The 20,899-nt window shown below is 72.5% G+C and carries 20 protein-coding genes; 7 read left to right on the top strand and 13 right to left on the bottom strand.

Annotation, left to right across the window (positions count from 1 at the left end):
- The first annotated feature begins 46 nt into the window (after nt 1-46).
- Complete coding sequence (pyk, locus tag C0216_RS05905) at nt 47-1,477, top strand: pyruvate kinase (RefSeq protein WP_114054235.1); 1,431 nt, start codon at nt 47-49, stop codon at nt 1,475-1,477.
- A 71-nt stretch (nt 1,478-1,548) separates the two neighbouring features.
- Here the strand turns inward: pyk and C0216_RS05900 are convergent, their stop codons facing one another.
- The 4 genes from C0216_RS05900 to C0216_RS05880 all read right to left on the bottom strand — a co-directional run bounded on the left by C0216_RS05900 (nt 1,549) and on the right by C0216_RS05880 (nt 5,712).
- Nucleotides 1,549-2,814 (bottom strand): hypothetical protein, encoded by a 1,266-nt coding sequence (locus C0216_RS05900; protein WP_114054234.1) that lies wholly within the window; start codon nt 2,812-2,814, stop codon nt 1,549-1,551.
- Nucleotides 2,804-3,367: a DUF6114 domain-containing protein gene (locus C0216_RS05895; RefSeq protein WP_114054233.1), complete on the bottom strand. Its 564-nt coding sequence runs from the start codon at nt 3,365-3,367 to the stop codon at nt 2,804-2,806. The genes C0216_RS05900 and C0216_RS05895 overlap by 11 nt, the downstream gene beginning before the upstream one ends.
- 113 nt (nt 3,368-3,480) lie before the next feature.
- On the bottom strand, nt 3,481-4,119 hold the full coding sequence (locus C0216_RS05890; RefSeq protein WP_114054232.1) for a DUF6230 family protein: 639 nt from the start codon (nt 4,117-4,119) through the stop codon (nt 3,481-3,483).
- 594 nt (nt 4,120-4,713) lie between these two features.
- Entirely contained in the window at nt 4,714-5,712 is a 999-nt protein-coding gene (locus tag C0216_RS05880) for a tetratricopeptide repeat protein (protein WP_114054231.1), read from the bottom strand.
- A 307-nt stretch (nt 5,713-6,019) separates the two neighbouring features.
- On the opposite strand from C0216_RS05880, the gene C0216_RS05875 reads away from it, so the two are divergent.
- Nucleotides 6,020-6,646, top strand: a complete 627-nt coding sequence (locus C0216_RS05875) for a TetR/AcrR family transcriptional regulator (RefSeq protein WP_114058476.1) — start codon at nt 6,020-6,022, stop codon at nt 6,644-6,646.
- Nucleotides 6,647-6,761: 115 nt separating this feature from the next.
- Here the strand turns inward: C0216_RS05875 and C0216_RS05870 are convergent, their stop codons facing one another.
- The 3 genes from C0216_RS05870 to C0216_RS05860 form a co-directional block, all read right to left on the bottom strand.
- Nucleotides 6,762-8,462 (bottom strand): acyl-CoA mutase large subunit family protein, encoded by a 1,701-nt coding sequence (locus C0216_RS05870; RefSeq protein WP_114054230.1) that lies wholly within the window; start codon nt 8,460-8,462, stop codon nt 6,762-6,764.
- A 93-nt stretch (nt 8,463-8,555) separates the two neighbouring features.
- Complete coding sequence (locus C0216_RS05865; protein WP_114054229.1) at nt 8,556-8,888, bottom strand: DUF3817 domain-containing protein; 333 nt, start codon at nt 8,886-8,888, stop codon at nt 8,556-8,558.
- A gap of 57 nt (nt 8,889-8,945) precedes the next feature.
- Nucleotides 8,946-9,455 (bottom strand): MarR family winged helix-turn-helix transcriptional regulator, encoded by a 510-nt coding sequence (locus tag C0216_RS05860; protein WP_114054228.1) that lies wholly within the window; start codon nt 9,453-9,455, stop codon nt 8,946-8,948.
- Nucleotides 9,456-9,753: 298 nt separating this feature from the next.
- On the opposite strand from C0216_RS05860, the gene C0216_RS05855 reads away from it, so the two are divergent.
- Nucleotides 9,754-10,797, top strand: a complete 1,044-nt coding sequence (locus C0216_RS05855; RefSeq protein WP_114054227.1) for a glycoside hydrolase family 6 protein — start codon at nt 9,754-9,756, stop codon at nt 10,795-10,797.
- Nucleotides 10,798-10,839: 42 nt separating this feature from the next.
- Here C0216_RS05855 and C0216_RS05850 read toward each other — a convergent pair whose 3' ends face one another.
- The 3 genes from C0216_RS05850 to C0216_RS05840 all read right to left on the bottom strand — a co-directional run bounded on the left by C0216_RS05850 (nt 10,840) and on the right by C0216_RS05840 (nt 15,439).
- Nucleotides 10,840-12,825 (bottom strand): kelch motif-containing protein, encoded by a 1,986-nt coding sequence (locus tag C0216_RS05850; RefSeq protein WP_114054226.1) that lies wholly within the window; start codon nt 12,823-12,825, stop codon nt 10,840-10,842.
- Between the two features lie 3 nt (nt 12,826-12,828).
- On the bottom strand, nt 12,829-14,604 hold the full coding sequence (locus C0216_RS05845; protein ID WP_114054225.1) for a glycosyltransferase family 2 protein: 1,776 nt from the start codon (nt 14,602-14,604) through the stop codon (nt 12,829-12,831).
- A 487-nt stretch (nt 14,605-15,091) separates the two neighbouring features.
- Nucleotides 15,092-15,439, bottom strand: a complete 348-nt coding sequence (locus C0216_RS05840) for a DUF3817 domain-containing protein (RefSeq protein ID WP_114054224.1) — start codon at nt 15,437-15,439, stop codon at nt 15,092-15,094.
- A 164-nt stretch (nt 15,440-15,603) separates the two neighbouring features.
- Here C0216_RS05840 and C0216_RS05835 point away from each other — a divergent pair, with 164 nt between their 5' ends.
- The 4 genes from C0216_RS05835 to C0216_RS05820 are packed head-to-tail and all read left to right on the top strand — an operon-like array spanning nt 15,604 to nt 18,271.
- Entirely contained in the window at nt 15,604-16,242 is a 639-nt protein-coding gene (locus C0216_RS05835) for an AIM24 family protein (protein ID WP_114054223.1), read from the top strand.
- Nucleotides 16,242-16,892: an AIM24 family protein gene (locus C0216_RS05830; protein ID WP_114054222.1), complete on the top strand. Its 651-nt coding sequence runs from the start codon at nt 16,242-16,244 to the stop codon at nt 16,890-16,892. The genes C0216_RS05835 and C0216_RS05830 overlap by 1 nt, the downstream gene beginning before the upstream one ends.
- Nucleotides 16,889-17,710, top strand: a complete 822-nt coding sequence (locus C0216_RS05825; RefSeq protein ID WP_246042335.1) for an AIM24 family protein — start codon at nt 16,889-16,891, stop codon at nt 17,708-17,710. Before C0216_RS05830 ends, C0216_RS05825 begins: the two co-directional genes overlap by 4 nt.
- A gap of 57 nt (nt 17,711-17,767) precedes the next feature.
- Complete coding sequence (locus tag C0216_RS05820) at nt 17,768-18,271, top strand: MarR family winged helix-turn-helix transcriptional regulator (RefSeq protein WP_114058475.1); 504 nt, start codon at nt 17,768-17,770, stop codon at nt 18,269-18,271.
- 161 nt (nt 18,272-18,432) lie between these two features.
- On the opposite strand, the gene C0216_RS35295 is transcribed toward C0216_RS05820, so the two are convergent.
- The 3 genes from C0216_RS35295 to C0216_RS05805 form a co-directional block, all read right to left on the bottom strand.
- Entirely contained in the window at nt 18,433-18,507 is a 75-nt protein-coding gene (locus C0216_RS35295; RefSeq protein WP_099895366.1) for a 50S ribosomal protein bL37, read from the bottom strand.
- A 97-nt stretch (nt 18,508-18,604) separates the two neighbouring features.
- The gene (meaB, locus tag C0216_RS05810; protein WP_114054220.1) at nt 18,605-19,564 is read right to left on the bottom strand and encodes a methylmalonyl Co-A mutase-associated GTPase MeaB; all 960 of its coding nucleotides are present in this window, start codon (nt 19,562-19,564) and stop codon (nt 18,605-18,607) included.
- A gap of 64 nt (nt 19,565-19,628) precedes the next feature.
- Entirely contained in the window at nt 19,629-20,834 is a 1,206-nt protein-coding gene (locus tag C0216_RS05805) for an acetyl-CoA C-acetyltransferase (protein ID WP_114054219.1), read from the bottom strand.
- Between the last annotated feature and the right edge of the window lie 65 nt (nt 20,835-20,899).

Genomic DNA, 20,899 nt, shown 5'->3' with positions numbered 1-20,899 from the left:
CCAGACGGAATATTCCGCTACGAAACAAACCGATAGGATCCGCTCCATGCGCCGTTCCAAAATCGTCTGCACGCTGGGCCCCGCCGTCGACTCCTATGAGCAGCTGAAAGCGCTCATGGAGGCCGGTATGAACGTGGCCCGTTTCAACTTCAGCCACGGGTCCCAGGCAGAGCACCAGGAGCGGTACGACCGCGTCCGCAAGGTGTCCGAGGACACCGGGCGGGCGGTCGGCGTCCTCGCCGACCTCCAGGGCCCCAAGATCCGCCTGGAGACCTTCGCCGAGGGCCCGGTCGAGCTGGTGCGCGGTGACGAGTTCACCATCACCACCGAGGACGTCCCGGGCGACAAGTCCGTCTGCGGCACCACGTACAAGGGGCTGCCGGGCGACGTCGCCAAGGGCGACCAGGTCCTGATCAACGACGGCAACGTCGAGCTGCGCGTGATCGAGGTCGACGGCCCGCGGGTGCGGACCATCGTCATCGAGGGCGGCGTGATCTCCGACCACAAGGGCATCAACCTGCCGGGTGCCGCCGTCAACGTCCCCGCCCTGTCGGAGAAGGACGTCGACGACCTGCGCTTCGCGCTGCGGATGGGCTGCGACATGGTCGCCCTGTCCTTCGTCCGCGACGCCGACGACGTCAAGGACGTCCACCGCGTGATGGACGAGGAGGGCCGCCGGGTCCCCGTCATCGCCAAGGTGGAGAAGCCGCAGGCGGTGGAGAACATGGAGGCCGTCGTCGCGGCCTTCGACGCGGTCATGGTGGCCCGCGGCGACCTGGCGGTCGAGTACCCCCTCGAAAAGGTCCCGATGGTCCAGAAGCGGCTCATCGAGATGTGCCGCCGCAACGCCAAGCCGGTGATCGTCGCGACCCAGATGATGGAGTCGATGATCACCAACTCCCGCCCGACCCGCGCCGAGGCCTCCGACGTGGCCAACGCGATCCTCGACGGCGCCGACGCGGTCATGCTGTCGGCGGAGTCCTCGGTGGGCGCCTACCCGATCGAGACCGTCAAGACGATGTCGAAGATCGTCGCGGCGGCCGAGGAGGAACTGCTCGCCAAGGGCCTGCAGCCGCTGGTCCCGGGCAAGAAGCCGCGTACGCAGGGCGGCTCGGTCGCCCGCGCGGCCTGCGAGATCGCCGACTTCCTCGACGGGAAGGCGCTGGTCGCCTTCACGCAGTCCGGCGACACCGCCCGCCGCCTCTCGCGCTACCGCGCGGTCCAGCCGATCGTCGCGTTCACCACGGACGTCAACACCCGCAACCAGCTCACGCTGAGCTGGGGCGTCGACTCGTACGTCGTCCCGCACGTGGACACCACCGACGCCATGGTCGACCTGGTGGACTCCGAGATGGTCAAGCTCGGCCGCTACAACGCCGGCGACACGATGATCATCACGGCGGGCTCCCCGCCCGGCGTCCCCGGCACGACGAACATGGTCCGAGTCCACCACCTGGGCGGCCCGAACCTGGCCTGACGCCGCACGCACAGCCTCAGACGGCGGCGCCCCGGACCTTTGCAGGGGTCCGGGGCGCCGCCGTCTGCGGGCTATCCCTCCGGCGGGCCGATGTAGTTCTTCAGGCCCGGGACGGTGAGGGTGCCGCCGAACTGGCTGGCCTGGACGACCTTGACGTTCGTGAAGAACGCGAAGGGGACGTTCAGGGGCGGCGGGCTGTCCGGGGAGAACTCGATCGGGATGATCCCGAACAGGTTGCCCTTCAGGCTCTCCGTGTACATCGTCACCTCGCCGCCGCGGATCTTGGAGGTGGAGCCGGGGCGGGACTTCAGGTGGGCGGTGTTCGCGCCCTTGCCGACGGTCTGGTACAGGTCCTTGATGTCCAGAGAGTCCGCGGTGAACTTCAGGACCTTCTTGGTCTTCCCGCTCGCCGTCTTCACCTCGACGATGCCCTGGTAGTCCAGGCCGTAGAGGGTCAGCAGCGAACTGTCCAGGTACCAGGGCTCGTCCGGCAGGAGCGGGATGCCCGGCTCCAGCTTCGCGTTGGCCAGGGCCTCCGGGTCGTGGGTCGGGCACGGGAAGGGCTGCTTGCCGTCCGGGTCCGCCGACGCGTCCGGCTTCGCGCCGTCCTTGTCGTCGCCGTCCTTCTTCGCGCCCGTCTCGTCCTTCGGCTTGGTGGCGGTGTCCTTGACGTCCTGGGACAACTCCGTGACACCGGCGCCGACCTTCTTCGCCGCCTCGCGGATGGCGTCGGCCGCGGGGTCAGGCGCCGGCTTGGCCGGAGTCGTCGGGGCCGGGGCGGACGGGGTCGGGGCCGCGGGCGTCGGGGTCGCCGACGGCTGCGGGCGCAGGGAGCCGAAGAGGTCCTTGACCTTGCCGCCGATGTCCAGGGGGTCCAGCGGGTTCACCGTGGCGGACGCGGACGCCGACGGGGCGGGTGCGGCCGGCGGGGTCGTGGCCGTCTTCGCGGACCGCGGGTCGGCGGACGGCCTGGCGGCGGACGGCTTGGGTGCCGGCGGGGTGGGGCCGGGCTTGGGAGCGGCGGAGGAGCCGGGGGACGCGCTCGGCTCGGGGCTCTTCGAGGGGCTCGGGGAGGCCGACTCCGCGGGTTCGTCGGACCGCGTCACGCACGGGCCGGGGGCGAAGGGGATCTCCTTGTCGTCGGCCACCGCCAGCTTGGGGGCGATGCCCATCCCGACGAACACGGCCGTCGGCATGGCCGCCAGGGCCATGGTCCTGCCGACGGGTATCTGGATCTTGTTCAGCAGCGACTTGCGGGGCGCGGCGTGCCGCGGCCCCCTTCTCTCACGGGACTCTTCGCTCGGGACCGTGCCCCGCTGCGTCTCGTCACCCCGCACTGTTCCTCCCGCCGTCGGCGTGGGCAGTGGTCTCGGTCGCGTACTCCGTTTCCGTTCCGTACGGGGCGGGGACGCCCTGCGGCCCGATCCGCGGGGCCTGGGCCCTGCCGGCGGCACCCGCCGCGCCGGCCTCCTCGTCCGCGGGGATCCCCGGCGCCCAGGACAGTGCCAGCGCGCCGCCGACCATCGCGAAGATGAAGCCGACGAAGAAGCCGCCGAGGTTGGAGACCGGCAGCGACACCAGGGCCAGCAGGATCGCGGCGACGCCGGCGAAGACGCGGACGCCCTGCTGGAACCACAGCGTCAGGCCGAGCGTGACGAGCAGGACGCCGATGATCAGCGAGCCCGAGCCTGTCGTCGTCGCCATCGCGATGGTGACGTTGCCGAGCCGCATGTCCGCGTACGGGAAGTAGACGATCGGAATACCGCCGAGGAGCGTGAACAGCCCGGCCCAGAAGGGTCGGCGACCGCTCCAGGCGTGGAAGCGGTAGTACACCGCGGTGAGCCAAGCGTCATCGGCGGCGCGTTCGTAGACCGGGGCCTGGGGGGTCATGGACAACAGCTCCCTGGAAACGGTGGTACGGAGAACTCTGTGGAGCCCCGACGGGCGGTCGGCCGCTGCGTGCGCCGCCGCCGACCGCCCTGCCGGTCACACTCCGGGACGGGCTACTTCTCGTCCTGGTAGCACGGCTGGTCGCCGCCCATGAGGCGCAGCTTCAGGTCGGGCAGCTTGAAGGTGCCCGCCGTCGTCGCCCACGCCTTCTGGCGGACCTTGGTCAGGACCGCCTTGTCGGCGCGCTGCGAGAACGCGTACTTGTTGGTGACCGTGCCGGCCTGCGGCTTGGTCTTGTGGCTGTCGTCGCCGACCGCGACGCCGATGTCGAGGTTCGTGAACTCGGCGTCGGTGTCGAGCTCCGCGACGTCCAGGTAGATGTTGTCCGCGACGGCCGGCTTGCCCTTGTGGCCGGTGCGGAGCTGGAGCGTGATGTTGCCGAGCGGGGTCGGCGTGACCAGCGACTGGCACATGTTGGTGATCTCGGCGTGGCTGAACCCGGAGATGGTGACCGGGTGGTGCGCCGGGTTGCCCTTGAGGTCGTGCCCCTCGGCGATGCCGCCGTACTGGATCAGGTTGTCACCGTCCAGCTTGTCGGCCGTGACCTTGAAGTCCTGGCCGGAGACGGCGAAGGACGCCGCCAGGGCGCCCTGGGACAGGCCCACGCCGACCGCGGCAGTGGCCGCGATGCTCGGCACCATGACGAGCGCGAAGCGCTTCCATCTGGTCCCGCCACGAACCTGAGAACTCATTTCGTTCCTCCTTCTCGGACGTACATCTCCGGTCCGGGCAGCGCCCGACCTGGGATGGGAGAAGTGCTACGTCCTCGGGAAGGAGCGCAGGCGGCCGTACCGCGGCCGTACCGCGTCCGGTGCACCGGCGTTCACCCCCGAGCGACAACCACTGGCCGCGCGTTCGCGCGGCCTGGAGGACAGGCTCCGCCGGGTGCGGCGAAGACCCCCCTGTCCCGCGGACGGTGCCGCTGCACCGGCCGGCCCGGTGGGGACCCTGCCCCCGCGGCGCCGCGTGCGGCTCTGCGGGGAAGGACCGAGCGTCGCCGATCGTGGTGCATTCCCGGCCGGGGCACAAGAGGGTTCGTTACTGGCGGGTAACGCCGAGATAACCGGGGTTTGGCGCGGCGCTGCCGGGTGGCGACGCAGGGTGCCACCCATGGCCCCGGCAGACCGGGGGATTCCCCAACACTCCGGACAGTTCACGGAGGGAGACTTACTGCGAGTAACAGCGGCCGCGTTTGCCAAGTTTTGGCAAAGCGCGGCCGCTGTTCGTCTCCGTGTCAACAAATCCCCGGCCGGTCCGCGACGGCACGGCCGGGGGGTGCGGGCCGCCTAGAACAGCACCCGCGCGAGGGCCGCGCGCGCCTGACCCACCCGGGGGTCGTCCGCGCCGATGACCTCGAACAGCTCCAGCAGCCGGACCCGTACGGCGTCCCGGTCGGCGCCGGCGGTGACGCGCACGGTGTCGATGAGGCGGCCGAAGGCGTCCTCGACGTGCCCGCCGACGAGGTCGAGGTCCGCGGCCGCGATCTGGGCCTGCGGGTCGGCCGGGTTCTCGGCGGCGGCGCGGCGCACCGCCTGCGGGTCGGCGCTCTGGACGCGGGCCAGGAGCTCGGCCTGCGCGAGGCCCAGCCGGGCCTCGGTGTTGGCCGGGTCGTCGGAGAGCACGTTCTTGTACGCCTGGATCGCGCCGGGCAGGTCGCCCGCGTCGAGGGCGGTGACGGCCGCCTCCAGCAGCGCGTCGTGCGGGCCGGCCGGAGCCGCCGCCGGGGCGGATCCCGCCGGGGCGCCCCCCTCGGCGGCCGGGTCGACCTGGAGGCCGATGATGCCGAAGCGCTCCTCGGCGACCTGGACGAGCTGGGCCAGGGTGGCGCGGATCTCCTGCTCGGGGGCGACGCCCTGGAACAGCGGCAGCACCTGCCCGGCAACCACCGCGAACACTGCGGGGATGCCCTGGATGCCGAACTGCTGCATCAGCATCTGGTTGGCGTCGACGTCGACCTTGGCCATGACGAGGCGGCCGTTCGCCTCGACGACGAGGCGCTCCAGCAGCGGGCTGAGCTGCTTGCAGGGCTGGCACCACTCGGCCCAGAAGTCCAGGACGACCGGGACCTCGGAGGAGAGCTGGAGGACGTCGCGTTCGAAGCCGGCCTCGTCGACGTCGGTCACGAGGGCCGACGGCGGCACCGCGCCCGGGGCGGGGGCGCCGCCCTGCGCGGCCTGCCGGGCCGCTTCGGCGCGCGCCTGCTCGGCCTTCGCCTTGGCCTCGGCGGCCGCCTTCACCGCGGCGAGGTCGACGACGCCGCTCATGGACATGTTTCTGGGCTGCATGCGTACATCCTCCCCCGTGCGCGCGTGCCGACGAAAAACATCGGCCGAATTGCGTTCCCGTTCCGAACGGCCCGGCCGGCGGTGCGGTGTCGTGCCGTCCTGTGCAGGCCCCGAATGCCGGTCCTGCCGTGGTGTGGTGGCGCCGGGTCCCCACCTGGCGCCGGTAGCTCTTCGCGTGGTCGTCGCTCTTACGCTACGAGCCGTAGCGTAACTCCCCGCGGGGCCCGGCGCCCCACCGCGCGCCGTGATCTGAAGCACACGATCGGGGGGCCCGGCGGTTCCGCTACTGGCGGGTATGGTCTGCGCCATGCCCAAGGAGAGTCCGCCGTCCGGTCGCACCGGCCGTCCGCGCAGCGCCGCTGCGGACGCCGCGATCCTCGCCGCGACGCGCGACGCCCTGGTCGAGCTGGGCTGGTCGAAGCTGACGATGGGCGACGTCTCGGCGCGGGCCGGCGTGGCGAAGACCACCCTGTACCGCCGCTGGGCGGGCAAGAGCGAACTCGTCGTGGACGCCGTCGCGGAGCTCTTCGACTCCCTCGAACTCCCCGACCGGGGCTGCCTGGAGGCCGACGTCGAGAACGTGGTCCTCCAGTTCGCGGCGCTGCTGCGGCGGCCGGAGGCGCGGACGGCCCTGATGGCGGTCGTCGCGGAGTCCACGCGGGACCCGGCGCTGCGCGACCGCATCCGCTCGGCCATCGTCGACCGGCAGAAACGCCTCGTCGTACTGGGCCGGGAGCGCGCCCAGGCCCGCGGGGAGCTGCCGCGGGAGCCCGACGAGGCCGTGGCGGAGCGCACCACCGACCTGATCTTCGACGTGATCGCCGGGACGGTGGTGCACCGGACCCTGGTCAGCTCCGAGCCGGTGGACGGCCTGTGGGCGGCCTCGTTCACGGCGCTGCTGATGCACGGCCTCCGCGGCTCCGCCGGCGCCTGACTCTGCCCCCGCCCGGGCGGGGAACCCCGGCAACGGCGCCGGGCCGGCCGCGGCCGCCGCCCGGGAAGGGGGTGCGGACGCGGCCGGCCCGGAGGAAGCCGGCTGCGGCAGGGGCTCAGAAGCCCGGCGGCTCCGTGTAGGTGCCCCACTCGTCGCGCAGGGCGTTGCAGATCTCGCCGAGGGTGGCCTCGGCGCGCACCGCGTCGAGCATGGACGGGATCATGTTGGAGCCGTCGCGCGCGGCGTCCAGCATCGCCTTCAGCGAGGCGGTCACCTTCGCGTCGTCGCGGCCGGCCTTGCGGTCGGCGAGGGCGCGCACCTGCTCGCGCTCGACCTCGTGGCTGACGCGGAGGATCTCCAGGTCGCCGGTGACCGAGCCGTGGTGGACGTTGACGCCGACGACCCGCTTGTCGCCCTTCTCCAGCGCCCGCTGGTAGGCGAAGGCGGACTCGGCGATCTCGCCGGTGAACCAGCCGTCCTCGATGCCGCGCAGGATGCCCGAGGTGATCGGCCCGATGGGGTGCCTGCCGTCGGGGTGGGCGCGCAGGCCGCGCTCCTTGATCTGGTCGAAGATCTTCTCGGCGTCCGCCTCGATGCGGTCGGTGAGCTGCTCCACGTACCAGGAACCGCCGAGCGGGTCCGCCACGTTGGCGACGCCGGTCTCCTCCATCAGCACCTGCTGCGTGCGCAGGGCGATCTCGGCCGCCTGCTCGCTCGGGAGGGCGAGGGTCTCGTCGAGGGCGTTGGTGTGCAGGGAGTTCGTCCCGCCGAGGACGGCGGCGAGGGCCTCGACGGCCGTGCGCACCACGTTGTTGTAGGGCTGCTGCGCCGTCAGGGAGACGCCGGCGGTCTGCGTGTGGAAGCGCAGCCACATCGACTTCTCGTTCTTCGCGCCGTAGACCTCCTTCATCCAGCGGGCCCAGATGCGGCGGGCGGCGCGGAACTTGGCGATCTCCTCGAAGAAGTCGAGGTGGGCGTCGAAGAAGAAGGACAGGCCGGGCGCGAACGTGTCGACGTCCATGCCGCGGGAGAGGCCGAGCTCCACGTACCCGAAGCCGTCCGCCAGGGTGTACGCCAGCTCCTGCGCGGCGGTCGCGCCGGCCTCGCGGATGTGGTAGCCGGAGACGGACAGCGGCTTGTAGGCGGGGATGCCCTTGGCGCAGTACTCCATGAGGTCGCCGATGAGGCGCAGGTGCGGCTCGGGTTCGAAGAGCCACTCCTTCTGGGCGATGTACTCCTTGAAGATGTCCGTCTGGAGCGTGCCGTTGAGGACGGCGGGGTCGACGCCCTGGCGCTCGGCGGCCACGAGGTACATGCAGAAGGCGGGTACGGCGGGGCCCGAGATCGTCATCGAGGTCGTGACGTCGCCGAGGGGGATGTCCTTGAAGAGGACCTCCATGTCGGCGGCGGAGTCGATGGCGACGCCGCAGTGGCCGACCTCGCCGAGGGAGCGCGGGTCGTCGGAGTCGCGGCCCATGAGGGTCGGCATGTCGAAGGCGACGGAGAGCCCGCCGCCGCCGGCGGCCAGGATCATCTTGTAGCGCTCGTTGGTCTGCTCGGCGTTGCCGAAGCCGGCGAACTGGCGGATGGTCCAGGTCCGGCCGCGGTAGCCGGTGGCGTGCAGGCCGCGGGTGTACGGGTACTCGCCGGGCCAGCCGATGCGCTCGAAACCTTCGTACGCGTCTCCGGGCCGGGGGCCGTAGACGGGGTCGACGGCATCGCCGGAGAGCGTGGTGAAGTCGGCCTCGCGCTTGCGGGCCTTGTCGTAACGGGCCTGCCAGCGGCGGCGGCCCTCCTCGATGGCGTCAGCGTCCATGCTTCGAATTTACTAGGACGTCCTAGTAAATGTCGATGGGAAACCCCGGGGAGTCTTCCTGCTCCCCGGGGTTTCCACCGGAACGGCGGGCGCCTACGCCTTCGCGGGGGCCAGGCCGCCGTCGGTGATCAGGGGCTCGACGTCGGCGCGGACCTTGCGCTCGACGAAGAAGGCGGCGCCGGGGATGGTCCCGGAGACCATGACCCACAGCATCCGGCCGAAGGACCACTTGGCCTTGGAGCTCAGGTCCAGCGCGAACGCCAGGTAGATCATGAAGAGGACGCCGTGCGTCTGGGACACGACGAAGGTCAGGTCGGCGCCGGTGTCGAAGCCGTACTTGGCGACCATGCAGCCGCAGAGGATCAACAGCATGACGGCGGTCACGTAGGCCATCACCCGGTACCGGGTCAGCACGCTCTTCTTCATGGCCACGAGCCTAGCCGCCCCCTGCGGCCGATCCGCCCCCGGGCCGTGTGAGCCCTGCTACCCCTCGCGGAAGTCCTCGGCGGCCACGCGCAGCGGCCGCAGCAGCGCGAAGATCTCCTGGCACTCCTCGGCGTCGTACGTGCCCAGCCCGAAGTCCATCGCCATCAGGTCCTTCGTCGCCGCCTCGACGACCTCGCGGCCCTTCTCCGTGATCGACGCCAGGGTGCCGCGGCCGTCGTTGGGGTTGGGGCGCTTGGCCACCAGGCCGGAGCGCACCAGCCGGTCCACCGTGTTCGTCACCGACGTCGGGTGCACCATCAGGCGCTCGCCGATCTTCGACATCGGCAGCTCGCCGGCCTTGGAGAAGGTGAGCAGCACGAGCGCCTCGTACCGCGCGAAGGTCAGTCCGTACGGCTTGACGACGGCGTCGACCTCGCCGAGCAGGATCTGGTGCGCCCGCATGACCGAGGTGATCGCGGCCATCGCGGGGGCGGGTCCCCAGCGCCGCTGCCAGAGCTCGTCGGCGCGGGCGATGGGATCGAAGGGGAGACTGAGCGGCTTGGACACGCATCCGACCCTACCCGGCGGTCATTTGGCGGCGGGGCCCGTCTCACTCCTCGGTCGTACGTCCCCTTCGGCGCCGCCGGGACCGCGCGGCGGGTACGGGTGCCGAAGCGGAGCAGCAGGGCCGGGCAGGGGACGCCTCGCGGCCGCCGGCGCTCCCCCGTCGGGCTGAGCCGGGGCGGCCGTGACCGCCGGGGGAGGGAGAGCGGGGGCGCGGCCGGGCGCGGGTCGGCCGGGTGGTGCGGCGGCCGTGTCACCATGGCCCGGTCCGCGAGCCGCCCCTGCGCCCCGAGGAAGCCGGATGCCTGGCCGAAGCCGCCCCCGCAGACCCTTCGCCGCCGCCGCGGGCCTGGCGCTGCTGCTCGCCGCGGCGCCCGCGTGCTCGGCACCGCAGCCGGAGTCCGCACCTCCGTCCCGTTCGGCGGACCGGCAGGCGGACGGCGCCGCCGACGCCGCCGCGGGCGGCGGGTCCCCGTTCTGGGTGGACCCGGACAGCGACGCCGCCCGCCAGGTCGCCGACTGGGAGGGCCGCGGCCGGGCCGCAGACGCCCAGGTGCTGCGGCGGATCTCGGAGCGGCCGATGGCCCTGTGGGGCGCCGGCGGCGATCCGGCGCCCGCCATCCGCCGGGCGGCCGCCGGCGCCGCGGCCGCGGGCCGGACCCTGGTCCTCACCGCGTACAACATCCCGCACCGCGACTGCGGCCAGCACTCGGCGGGCGGCGCCCGGGACGCCGCCGCGTACCGGGCGTGGATCGGCAGGTTCGCCGACGCGGTGGGGTCGGCGAAGGCCGTCGTCGTCCTGGAGCCCGACGCCGTCCCGCACGTCGTCGACGGCTGCACCCCGGCCGCCCTGCACGGGGAGCGGTTCGCGCTGCTCTCCGAGGCCGTGGCCCGGCTCAAGCGCAACCCGCACACGAAGGTGTACCTGGACGCCGGGAACCCGGCCTGGCTGCCCGATCCGCAGCGGCTCGTCGATCCCCTGCGCCGGGCCGGGCTCGACCGGGCCGACGGGTTCGCGCTGAACACCGCCAACTTCCAGCCCGTCGAGGCGGCCCGCGCGTACGGGGCGCGGATCTCGGCGGCGACCGGCGGCAAGCACTTCGTCGTCGACACCAGCCGCAACGGGGCGGGCCCGCTGCCGGGCGGCGGGCCCGAGGCCTGGTGCAATCCGCCGGGCCGCGCGCTCGGCGCCCCGCCGACCGACCGGACGGGCGACCCGCTCGTGGACGCGTACCTGTGGGTCAAGCGGCCGGGCGAGTCGGACGGCACCTGCCGCGGGGGGCCGGCGGCGGGCACCTGGTGGCCCGACTACGCGCTCGGCCTGGCCCGCCGCGCGGTGCAGTGAGCCGGCCGCGCCGTGCAGTGAGCCGGACGCCCTGCCGTTCCGTCACCGCTCCGGTTCGGCAGCAGCCGCCCGCACCGGCACCTTGATCCACTTCGCGGTGGACGGCGTCCCGGCCGCATCGACCGCGAACAGCATGTACCAGCCGGGCGGGACGAGCGTCGGGTCGGACGGCACCGTGAAGGTGGCCGAGCCGTCCCCGCGGGCCACACCGAGCTCCACGGAGCGCTGCTCCACGTCGGTGGTGTGGGTGACCGCGCTCGGCCGCATCAGCCGCGCCCGCGCGATCCGCTCCGGGTGCGCCGTCGCGAAGGTGGCGCGGCCGTCCGCGCCGACCGTGTCCGGCCCCGCCCCGAGCTCCGGCCGGGCGGCCGGGTCGCGGTGCAGGTAGGGCGGGGAGTACACCTCCAGGCGGTGCTCGAACCTGCCGAGCCGGGTGTTGTCCTTGTCCGCGAAGAGCGGGTCGGAGCCGAAGGTCGCCACCCGCCCGTCGGGCAGCAGCAGCGCCTCCGAGTGGTAGTTGCGGGCCACGGTCGGGGCGGCGGCGGCCGTGAAGGCGTCGGTGCGGGGGTCGTAGAACTGCGCCTTGAGGATGTCGCTGGCGCTGCGGCCGCGGTAGTCGCGGGAGCCGCCGGTCGTGAAGACGGTGTCGTCGGGGAGGAGCACGCTGCTCAGGTAGCGGGTGCCCTGCGGCAGCGGGGCCGCGGGCCGGAAGGCGGGCGCGGGCTGCTTCAGGTCGACGATCGCCGTCCTGGCCGTGGACAGCCTGGACTCGCCGACCCCGCCGCCGCCGAGCACCATCACCCTCTGGTCCTGCGCGGGCGGCAGCAGCACCGACGCGGACGTCTCCAGCCGGTCGGCGTCCGCGAGCCCGCGGACCGGGGTGAACGTGTTGGCTGCCAGGTCCCACACGCCGGGCTCGCGGCCCTTGTCGGCGGGGCCGTAGCCCGCGTTGGAGCCGGTGTAGAGCAGCTTGCCGCCCTGGAGGAGGAAGAGGGAGGGGTAGGTGGGGAAGTAGCGGGAGGGGCCCTTGCTCCAGGTGCGGGTCCTCGGGTCGTAGAACTCGTTGTCGCCGGGGACGACGTCCCCGACGTCGTTGAGCCCGGACACCGCGAGCGCCCGCCCGTCGGGGAGTGCGACGAGCGTGGGGTACCAGCGGGCGTCCGCCATGGGGGCGACGGGCACGTACCGCTCCGCGACCGGGTCGAACTCGTAGGCGGACCTGATGCCCTGGAAGTCCTGCTTGTCGGTGCTGAGCCGCTCGGCGAGGCCGTAGACGTTGTCGGCGTCCTTCCCCTTCAGCCCGACGACCGCGTACTGGGCGGCCTGCGTGGTCAGCCCGCGGGCGCCCGGCTCGACCGCCTCGACGAAGACGCGCGCCTCGGAGGCCGTCACCTTCGTCTTCCAGGGCAGTGCCTGCCCGTCCCGGCCGTACGTGATCTCGAACTCGCGCTTCGCCTTCGGCACGGTGACGTCGAAGCGGGAGGCGTACTCGACGCCGGACGGCGACCGGAAGCGGGTGCCCTTGCGCAGGGTGACCGCCTTGTCGGGGCTCTCGTTCTTGACGCGCATGGCGCCGCCCGCCCGGGTCACCTTGCCGTCGAGGACCTCGTACCGGGCGGTGCCGCCGGCCACGAGGAGGCGGCCGTCGGGGAGTTGGCTGTGGCCGGCGCAGAAGAAGTCCTCCGGTGTCGGGATCTTCTTGAAGGTGTCGGTGCGCGGGTCCCACAGGACCGTCTCGAAGGTGCCCTGGTCGAAGTTCTCCTGGTCGTTGCCCGAGCCGGCGATCAGCAGGACCTTGCCGGTGTGCAGGAGGGCGGCGTGCATGGCGTTGATGCGGCGGTCCTTCGGCAGGTCGACGAGCGACCAGGAGCCGTACTCGAGCCGGTAGGAGGGCTGCGCGATCCGGTACGCGTGGTAGCGCTCCTGCGCGAAGGACAGCGCGGCGGGGGCGTTGAGCGCCGCGAGGACGACCACGGCCGCGGTGCCGAGCAGCGTGTTCTTGAACTGCCGTGAGGGGCGGTAGGCCATGGGTCAGTTCCCTCCTGTCGGGGCGAACGCCGCCTCCGGCTCGTCGCCGGGCCCGGCGCCGCGGCCCGGCTCGGGGGTGCGGGACCGGGCGGCGGCCCGGCGGGCGCGCAGCACCGACGCCGCCCACACGGCGGGCGGGGCCAGGCAGACGAGCAGCGCGAGGACGGCCCAGGTGCGCATCGCGGCGTGGGTGTGGCCGAGGCGGGCGGAGGCCGCCAGGGAGACGGCCAGGACGGCCGCCCAGGCGAAGTGGATGCGGAAGGAGGCCGCCCGGTCGGTGCCGGCGGCGGCGCCCTTGGGGGTGACGACGAACCGCCCCTCGGTGCGCAGCACGGCGGAGGTGAGGGAGGCGAGGTAGACGGGCGCGCAGACGGCGGACATCGCGATGCCGGCCAGTCCGCCGGAGCCGGCGGGCTCGTGCGGCGAGACGTTGTGCCGGCGGTTCCACAGGTAGAGGCCGACCTGGAGGGCGGCGGCGTCGGTGTAGAGCATCAGCCACACGTCGGCGGAGACCTGGGTGCCGGAGGCCCCGAACCACAGGAACAGCACGCAGCTGAGGACGCCGAGGAGCCAGTTCACGGCCGTCATCGGGTAGTAGACGAGCATCAGCGTGTAGTTGAGGAGCCGGCCCGGCGGCATCCGGAAGAAGCCCTTCCCGTACTGCTTGAGGAGGGTCTCGTACGTCCCCCGGGACCAGCGCAGCTGCTGGGTGAAGAAGTCGGTCCAGGAGGCCGGGCCCTCGCCGACGGCGAGCACGTCCGGGGTGTAGACCGACCGCCAGAACCGGCCGGTGGCCGGGTTGCGCCGGCGGTGCATCTCGAAGCCGGTGGCCATGTCCTCGGTGATGGAGTCCCGGAACCCGCCGACCTGCCGGAGGGCGCTGATCCGCACGGCGTTGTTGGTGCCGACGAACATGGGCGCGCCGTAGCGGTTGCCGGCCCGCTGGATCAGCGCGTGGAAGAGGTACTGCTGGGACTCTGCGGCCTTGGTGACGGCGGCGGTGTAGTTGCCGTACACCTGCGGGCCGACGACGAAGGCGGTGTCGGGGTCGCGGAAGTAGCCGAGCATCCGCTCCAGGTAGTTCGGCAGCGGGCGGTGGTCGGTGTCGACGGAGGCGAGGAACTCGTAGGCGCCGCCGTACGCGGAGAGCCAGGCGTTGTAGTTGCCGTGCTTGGTGCGCGCCCGGTGGGGGCCGCGCGCGGTGTTCCAGGCGGGCACTCCCCTGCGGGTGAAGTGGTGCACGCCGAGCTCGGCGCACAGCGCCCTGGCCTCGGGGTCGTCGCCCTCGTCGAGCAGCCACACGTCGAGGTGCCCGTCGTGGCGCAGGTCCACGGCCGCCCGGAGGGTGTCCCGCACCATGGTGAGGGGCTCCTTGCCGGGGACGTACGTCGTCAGGAACGCGACCCGGGTCCCGGGCTCGGGCGGTACGGGGACGGGGTCCCGGGCGGTCATCGTCGCGTGGGCGATCGACACGACGTTGACCAGCATGAAGAGCATGATCACGCCGATGCAGCCGAGCATCGCGGTGTCCAGGTGCACCAGCCACCACTCGCCGCCCTCGCGGACCGTGCGGTGCGAGGGCCAGACGAGGTAGAGGAGCAGCCCGGCGGCGGCGACGGGCGCCAGCGCCATCAGCAGGACGGCCCGTATTCGCGTGCCCCGCTCCTCCCGGGAGAGCAGCGTCCGGTACCGGACCCGCCGCCCGGTGCTGCCCGGGTCCGCGAACGGACCGGCGAGACGGCTGTGGAGCTCGTAGTCGTAGTCGTCGTCCGGTCGCACGGCCCCTCCCGGTGCTTGAAGCCGAGGCTTGGTACCCCCACGAAAGGGGACCCGGAAGGGGGTGTCGAACGGGGCTCACCCGACGGGGGGTTTCCGCGCCGCGCGCCCCTGACAGGGCCGAACGGGTGACCCGCGGGCCGCGGGGACGGCCGTACAGGGGGATGGGAGCGGGGAGCCGTACGGGAGGCGGCGCCGGGGACTCGGCCCCGCCCGGACGGGGCCCGCCGCCGGAGCCCGCTACCGCACGGGGCCGGACTCCGCACGCGCAAGGGCCCCGCATCGGGGACCTGGCACGCAACCGCAGGCCGCCGCGGGAACCTCGGCCCGCTCCTGCCGCAGGGCCGTTCGGCCCTGCACCGGAAGCGGCCGAACGGCGGCGCACGTCAGGCCGGGCGGCGTTCCACGGCGGCCGCCTTCGGCGAAGACGTCGGCGAGTGCGTCGCGGATGCGGTGCGCGTGGTCCGCGGGGTCACGGAGAACGCGACGATCAGGCGTTCGCCGCTTCGCGGTCGGTTCGGGCGGCCGCGACGATCTCGGCCTCGTCGCGCTTGAGGATGCGGTCGCCGTACAGGCCGCCGAAGGGGATCACCGCGAGGAGGAAGAACAGGGCCGCCTTCTTGAAGGGCCACTTCGCCTTGTTCCACACGTCCAGCAGGAACAGCACGTACACGACGAAGAGGAAGCCGTGCAGGGCGCCCAGCGGCGGCATCAGGTAGTCGATGTCCGAGATCCGGCTCAGCAGCGAGCCGAAGATCAGCAGGGCCGGGAACGACAGCGCCTCGGGGACCGAGACGAGGCGCAGCCGGTGCAGGGCGGAGGCGGTCTTGATGTCCATCTTCAACCTTCGGGGGTGGCGGCTCGGGCCGTCCCAGTGTCTCAGCCTCTTTGCCGGATCTTGACCCGGGGGCCCGGTCCCGGCCGTGCCGCCGCCGTCCGGCCGGTGCCGGTGTCCGAGGAGGGGCCCTATTCGCGTCCGCGCGGTGCGGCTAACGTCATCCCGTGGCTCAGTTCCGACTCCAAGGCAGCAAGGTGCTCGCCGTCGACCTGACCGGGGATGCCGTGAAAGCGAAGAACGGCTCCATGGTTGCGTACGACGGCCAGATGGCCTTCAAGAAGATGACAGGCGGCGGCGAAGGCCTTCGCGGCATGGTGACGCGCCGGCTGACCGGCGAGCAGATGACGGTGATGGAGGTACAGGGGCACGGCACGTGCTTCTTCGCCGACCGCGCGAGCGAGATCAACCTGGTCAGCCTGCACGGCGAGAAGCTGTACGTCGAGTCCAGCAACCTCCTGTGCACCGACGCCGGCCTGCGCACCGGCACCACCTTCACCGGCCTGCGCGGCGGGGCGACGGGCAACGGCCTGTTCACCACGACCGTCGAGGGCACCGGGCAGGCGGCGATCATGTCGGACGGCCCGGCGGTGGTGCTGCGCGTCAGCGGCCAGTACCCGCTGTCCGTCGACCCGGGGGCGTACATCGCGCACACGGGCGACCTGCGGCAGTCGTTCCAGTCGGGGGTGACCTTCCGCACGCTGATCGGCGAGGGCTCCGGCGAGGCGTTCCAGATCCGTTTCGAGGGCGAGGGCCTGGTGTACGTGCAGCCCAGCGAGCGCAACACCGTCGGGGGCGACATCTGATGCCGTTCCGCGAGATCAACTCCAAGATGGTCGAGGCGCAGATCGTGCCGGGGCAGACCCTGTACAGCCAGCGGGGCGCGATGCTCGCCTACCGCGGCAGCGTGTCGTTCACGCCGAGCATCACCGGCGGCCAGGGCGGCGTCATGAGCATGATCGGCCGGCGCGTGGCGAACGAGCAGACGCCGCTGATGACGGTGGAGGGCAGCGGGACGGTGATGTTCGGCCACGGCGGCCACCACGTCCAGGTCGTCAACCTCACCGGCGAGACGCTGTACGTCGAGGCGGACCGGCTGCTGGCCTTCGACGGCACCCTCCAGCAGGGCACGATGTTCATGGGCTCGCAGGGCGGTGTCATGGGCATGGTGCGCGGCCAGGTGACCGGGCAGGGCCTGTTCACCACCACCCTCAAGGGGCACGGCTCGGTGGCCGTGATGGCGCACGGCGGGGTGATCGAGCTCCCCATCACCCCGAACCGCCCGGTCCACGTGGACCCGCAGGCGTACGTGGCCCACCACGGGGACGTCAGGAACAAGCTCTCCACCGCGCTCGGGTGGCGCGACATGGTGGGGCGCGGCTCGGGCGAGGCGTTCCAGCTGGAGCTGTCGGGCCAGGGTGCGGTGTACGTGCAGGCCTCGGAGGAGAAGCTGTGAACTTTGGCCCCGTGACCGGAGGGCCGGGCGGCCCGGCGGTCTTCGACCCGTACTCGCTACCGTCCGACGACAACGTGAACCCGTACACCTTCTGCGTGGAGCTCAAGGGCAGCCAGTGGCTGCTGCAGAAGGGCAAGATGATCGCGTACTACGGCCGGATCGAGTTCGACGGCGTCGGGCACGGCCGCTTCGACCGGCTGCTGCGCACCAGCTTCCACTCGCCGCTGCACGCCGGTGACTGGGTGGTCGCCGAGGGCCAGGGCAAGATGCTGCTGGCCGACCGCGCCTACGACGTGAACTCGTACGACCTCGACGACGGCAACCTGACGATCCGGGCCGGGAACCTGCTGGCCTACCAGCCGTCCCTGGCACTGAAGCAGTCGATCGTCCCGGGCTTCCTGACGCTGATCGGAACCGGGAAGTTCGTTGCGGCGTCCAACGGTCCGGTGGTCTTCATGGAGCCGCCGCTGCGCGTGGACCCGCAGGCCCTGGTCGGGTGGGCGGACTGCCCCTCACCCTGTCACCATTACGACCACGGGTACATGTCGGGCGTACTGGGCGGAATCCGTTCGCTCACCGGCATCGGCGGATCCTCGGGCGAGGAGCACCAGTTCGAGTTCGTCGGGGCCGGGACGGTGCTCCTGCAGTCTTCGGAGGCGCTGATGGCGGAGCGGCCGGTCGGCACGGTCGGCGCGGAACCGGGCGTTCCCGGGGCCGGCGCGGGCCATGGCGGACACGGCGGCCAGGGCCCGCTGGGCCAGCTCGGCGTGCGCATGCCGGGTCAGCTGGGCGATTTCCAGCGGCGCCTGGGGCTGTGAGCGCCCCGATTTTGTACGTCATTCAACTTTCTTAGGTAGAGTTCATTCATGGAGACCATGGAGACCGAGACGGCCCCCCTCCCCCAGACTCCGTCCGGGGGGACCCCCTGGCTTACCGACGCCGAGCAGTGCACCTGGCGGACCCACCTGGACGTGAGCAGGCTGCTGATGCACCAGCTGGAAAAGGATCTCCAGCCCTTCGGACTCACCATCAACGACTACGAGATCCTGGTGAACCTCTCGGAGTCCGAGGACCACCGGATGCGGATGAGCGACCTCGCCACGTCGACGCTCCAGTCCAAGAGCCGGCTGTCCCACCAGATCACGCGCATGGAGGCGGCCGGCCTGGTCGTCCGCGTGAACTGCGAGTCCGACCGCAGGGGGCTGTACGCCGTCCTGACCGACGAGGGCATGGAGCTCATGCGGAAGGTCGCCCCGCACCACGTGGCGTCCGTCCGCCGGCACTTCATCGACCTGCTGCCGCCGGAGGCCCTGGCGGCGCTGCGGTCCTCGCTGGAGCCCGTCGCGGCGCACCTGCGGGACCAGCGCGGCAAGGGCTGAGGCCGCGGCGGCGCATCCGCGGCTCCGGCGGGCCGCCGCGCATCGCGCGTAGACCGCCGCCGGACTCCGGCCCGCACCGCCTCGCCCCACCTCACCGGCGAAGGCCGCGCCCCCCGTACGCACGGGGGCGCGGCCTTCGCCGTGTCCGGCCGGGGCCGCGGTCAGGCGTTGGGGCGCTTGCCGTGGTTGGCCTTCTTCTTCTTGCGTGCTCGCTTCTTGTTGCCTCTCTTCGCCATGCGCACTCCCTTGCAGGGGCTCGAACCGGGGCATTCCGGGCGCCGTCAGTCTACGGTCGCCCGGCCCGGCCCGCATGCGGCGCGGCGCCGGCCCGGCTCAGCCCTCCGTGAGCGTGGCGAGCAGGGCGTCCGCGGCGGCGTACGGGTCGAGTTCACCCCGGGCCACCCGGGCGGCCAGGCCGCCGAGGTGGGCGTCCCCGTGCACGTCCGCCATGCGGGCCCGCAGCGCGGTCACGGCGATGGTCTCCACCTCGCGCGCCGCACGGGCCGCGCGGCGCTGCTGGAGCACCCCGTGCTCGTCCATCCAGGCCCGGTGCTTCTCCAGGGCCTCGACCAGCTCGTCGACGCCCTGGCCGCGGGCCGCGACCGTCTTGACGATCGGCGGCCGCCAGTCGCCCGCCGCCCTGGCCTCGCCGAGGCCCAGCATGTGGTTCAGTTCGCGGGCCGTGGCGTCCGCGCCGTCGCGGTCGGCCTTGTTGACCACGTACACGTCGCCGATCTCCAGGATGCCCGCCTTCGCTGCCTGGATGCCGTCGCCCATGCCGGGCGCCAGCAGCACCACCGACGTGTCGGCCTGCGAGGCGATCTCCACCTCCGACTGGCCGACGCCGACCGTCTCGACCAGGATCACGTCGCATCCGGCGGCGTCCAGCACCCGGATCGCCTGCGGCGCGGCCCACGCCAGCCCGCCCAGGTGGCCGCGGGTGGCCATGGAGCGGATGTACACGCCGGGGTCCGAGGCGTGGTCCGACATGCGCACCCGGTCGCCCAGGAGCGCGCCGCCGGAGAACGGCGAGGACGGGTCGACGGCCAGGACGCCGACCCGCTTCCCCGCCCTCCGGTACGCCGTGACCAGCGCCGAGGTGGACGTGGACTTGCCGACGCCCGGCGAGCCGGTCAGGCCCACCACGTACGCCCCGCCCGTGAGCGGGGCCAGGGCGGCCATGACCTCGCGCAGCTGCGGGGACGCCCCCTCGACCAGCGAGATCAGCCGGGCCACCGCTCTCGGCCGGCCCTCCCGCGCCTGGGCCACCAGCTGGGGGACGTCCACCGTCATGCGTGCTGCGCTCCTCGGTTCTCGCTGGGGCCCCGCGGATGCGGGGCCCGGGACGGGTGCTGCGTTACCGGGCCTCGGGGACCCGGACGATCAGGGCGTCGCCCTGGCCGCCGCCGCCGCACAGGGCGGCCGCGCCGACGCCGCCGCCCCGGCGCTTCAGCTCCAGCGCCAGGTGCAGGACCACGCGGGCGCCGGACATGCCGATCGGGTGGCCCAGGGCGATCGCGCCGCCGTTGACGTTCACCTTTTCCGGGGTCACGCCCAGGTCCTTCATTGACTGCACGGCGACCGCCGCGAAGGCCTCGTTGATCTCGATGAGGTCCAGGTCGGAGACCTCCAGCCCCTCCTTCTGCAGCGCGTGCCGGATCGCGTTCGACGGCTGCGACTGGAGCGAGTTGTCCGGGCCGGCCACGTTGCCGTGGGCACCGATCTCGGCCAGCCACTCCAGGCCGAGCTCCTCGGCCTTCGCCCTGCTCATCACGACGACGGCGGCGGCGCCGTCGCTGATCTGCGAGGAGGTGCCCGCGGTGATCGTGCCGTCCTTGGCGAACGCCGGGCGCAGCCTCCCGAGCGACTCCACCGTGGTCTCGGGGCGGATGCCCTCGTCCTCGGCGAAGAGGACGGGCTCGCCCTTGCGCTGCGGGATCTCGACCGGGGTGATCTCGGCGTCGAAGACGCCGTTCTTGCGGGCGGCCGCGGCGCGCTGGTGGGAGGCCGCGGCGAACTCGTCCTGCGGGCCGCGCTCGATGCCGAGGCGCGCGTTGTGCTTCTCCGTGGACTCGCCCATGGCGATGCCCTCGAAGGCGTCGGTGAGGCCGTCGTGGGCCATCGCGTCGAGCATGCCGATCGCGCCGTACTTGAAGCCCTCGCGGGAGCCGGGCAGCAGGTGCGGGGCGTTGGTCATGGACTCCTGGCCGCCGGCGACGACGATGTCGAACTCGCCGGCGCGGATCAGCTGGTCGGCCAGGGCGATGGCGTCGAGGCCGGAGAGGCACACCTTGTTGATCGTCAGCGCGGGGACGTTCATCGGGATGCCGGCCTTGACGGCGGCCTGGCGGGCGGGGATCTGGCCCGCGCCCGCCTGGAGGACCTGGCCCATGATCACGTACTGCACCTGGTCGCCGGAGATGCCGGCCCGCTCCAGGGCGGACTTGATGGCGACGGCGCCGAGGTCGGCACCCGAGAAGGACTTCAGCGAGCCGAGCAGCCGCCCCATGGGCGTGCGGGCCCCGGCGACGATCACGGACGTGGTGTTGTTCGTTCCGGACATGGAGCACAGCCCCTTGAGGATGAGGAGTGAACGAGGGTTTACCCGAATGTACTGAGCGGTACCCG

This window comes from Streptomyces globosus (assembly GCF_003325375.1).
Classification (GTDB): Bacteria; Actinomycetota; Actinomycetes; order Streptomycetales; family Streptomycetaceae; genus Streptomyces; species Streptomyces globosus_A.
The sequence above is the reverse complement of the archived record's forward strand: the minus strand, read 5'-3'. Positions and strand labels throughout refer to the sequence as shown.

What these genes read in the sequence shown, in the direction of transcription:
- C0216_RS05880 (WP_114054231.1), bottom strand. Translation starts at nt 5,712, where the DNA reads ATGCAGCCCAGAAACATGTCCATGAGCGGCGTCGTCGACCTCGCCGCG.
- C0216_RS05840 (WP_114054224.1), bottom strand. Translation starts at nt 15,439, where the DNA reads ATGGACATCAAGACCGCCTCCGCCCTGCACCGGCTGCGCCTCGTCTCG.
- meaB (WP_114054220.1), bottom strand. Translation starts at nt 19,564, where the DNA reads ATGACGGTGGACGTCCCCCAGCTGGTGGCCCAGGCGCGGGAGGGCCGG.
- C0216_RS05875 (WP_114058476.1), top strand. Translation starts at nt 6,020, where the DNA reads ATGCCCAAGGAGAGTCCGCCGTCCGGTCGCACCGGCCGTCCGCGCAGC.
- pyk (WP_114054235.1), top strand. Translation starts at nt 47, where the DNA reads ATGCGCCGTTCCAAAATCGTCTGCACGCTGGGCCCCGCCGTCGACTCC.
- C0216_RS05820 (WP_114058475.1), top strand. Translation starts at nt 17,768, where the DNA reads ATGGAGACCGAGACGGCCCCCCTCCCCCAGACTCCGTCCGGGGGGACC.
- C0216_RS05870 (WP_114054230.1), bottom strand. Translation starts at nt 8,462, where the DNA reads ATGGACGCTGACGCCATCGAGGAGGGCCGCCGCCGCTGGCAGGCCCGT.
- C0216_RS05895 (WP_114054233.1), bottom strand. Translation starts at nt 3,367, where the DNA reads ATGACCCCCCAGGCCCCGGTCTACGAACGCGCCGCCGATGACGCTTGG.
- C0216_RS05850 (WP_114054226.1), bottom strand. Translation starts at nt 12,825, where the DNA reads ATGGCCTACCGCCCCTCACGGCAGTTCAAGAACACGCTGCTCGGCACC.
- C0216_RS05855 (WP_114054227.1), top strand. Translation starts at nt 9,754, where the DNA reads ATGCCTGGCCGAAGCCGCCCCCGCAGACCCTTCGCCGCCGCCGCGGGC.
- C0216_RS05890 (WP_114054232.1), bottom strand. Translation starts at nt 4,119, where the DNA reads ATGAGTTCTCAGGTTCGTGGCGGGACCAGATGGAAGCGCTTCGCGCTC.
- C0216_RS05865 (WP_114054229.1), bottom strand. Translation starts at nt 8,888, where the DNA reads ATGAAGAAGAGCGTGCTGACCCGGTACCGGGTGATGGCCTACGTGACC.
- C0216_RS05830 (WP_114054222.1), top strand. Translation starts at nt 16,242, where the DNA reads ATGCCGTTCCGCGAGATCAACTCCAAGATGGTCGAGGCGCAGATCGTG.
- C0216_RS05805 (WP_114054219.1), bottom strand. Translation starts at nt 20,834, where the DNA reads ATGTCCGGAACGAACAACACCACGTCCGTGATCGTCGCCGGGGCCCGC.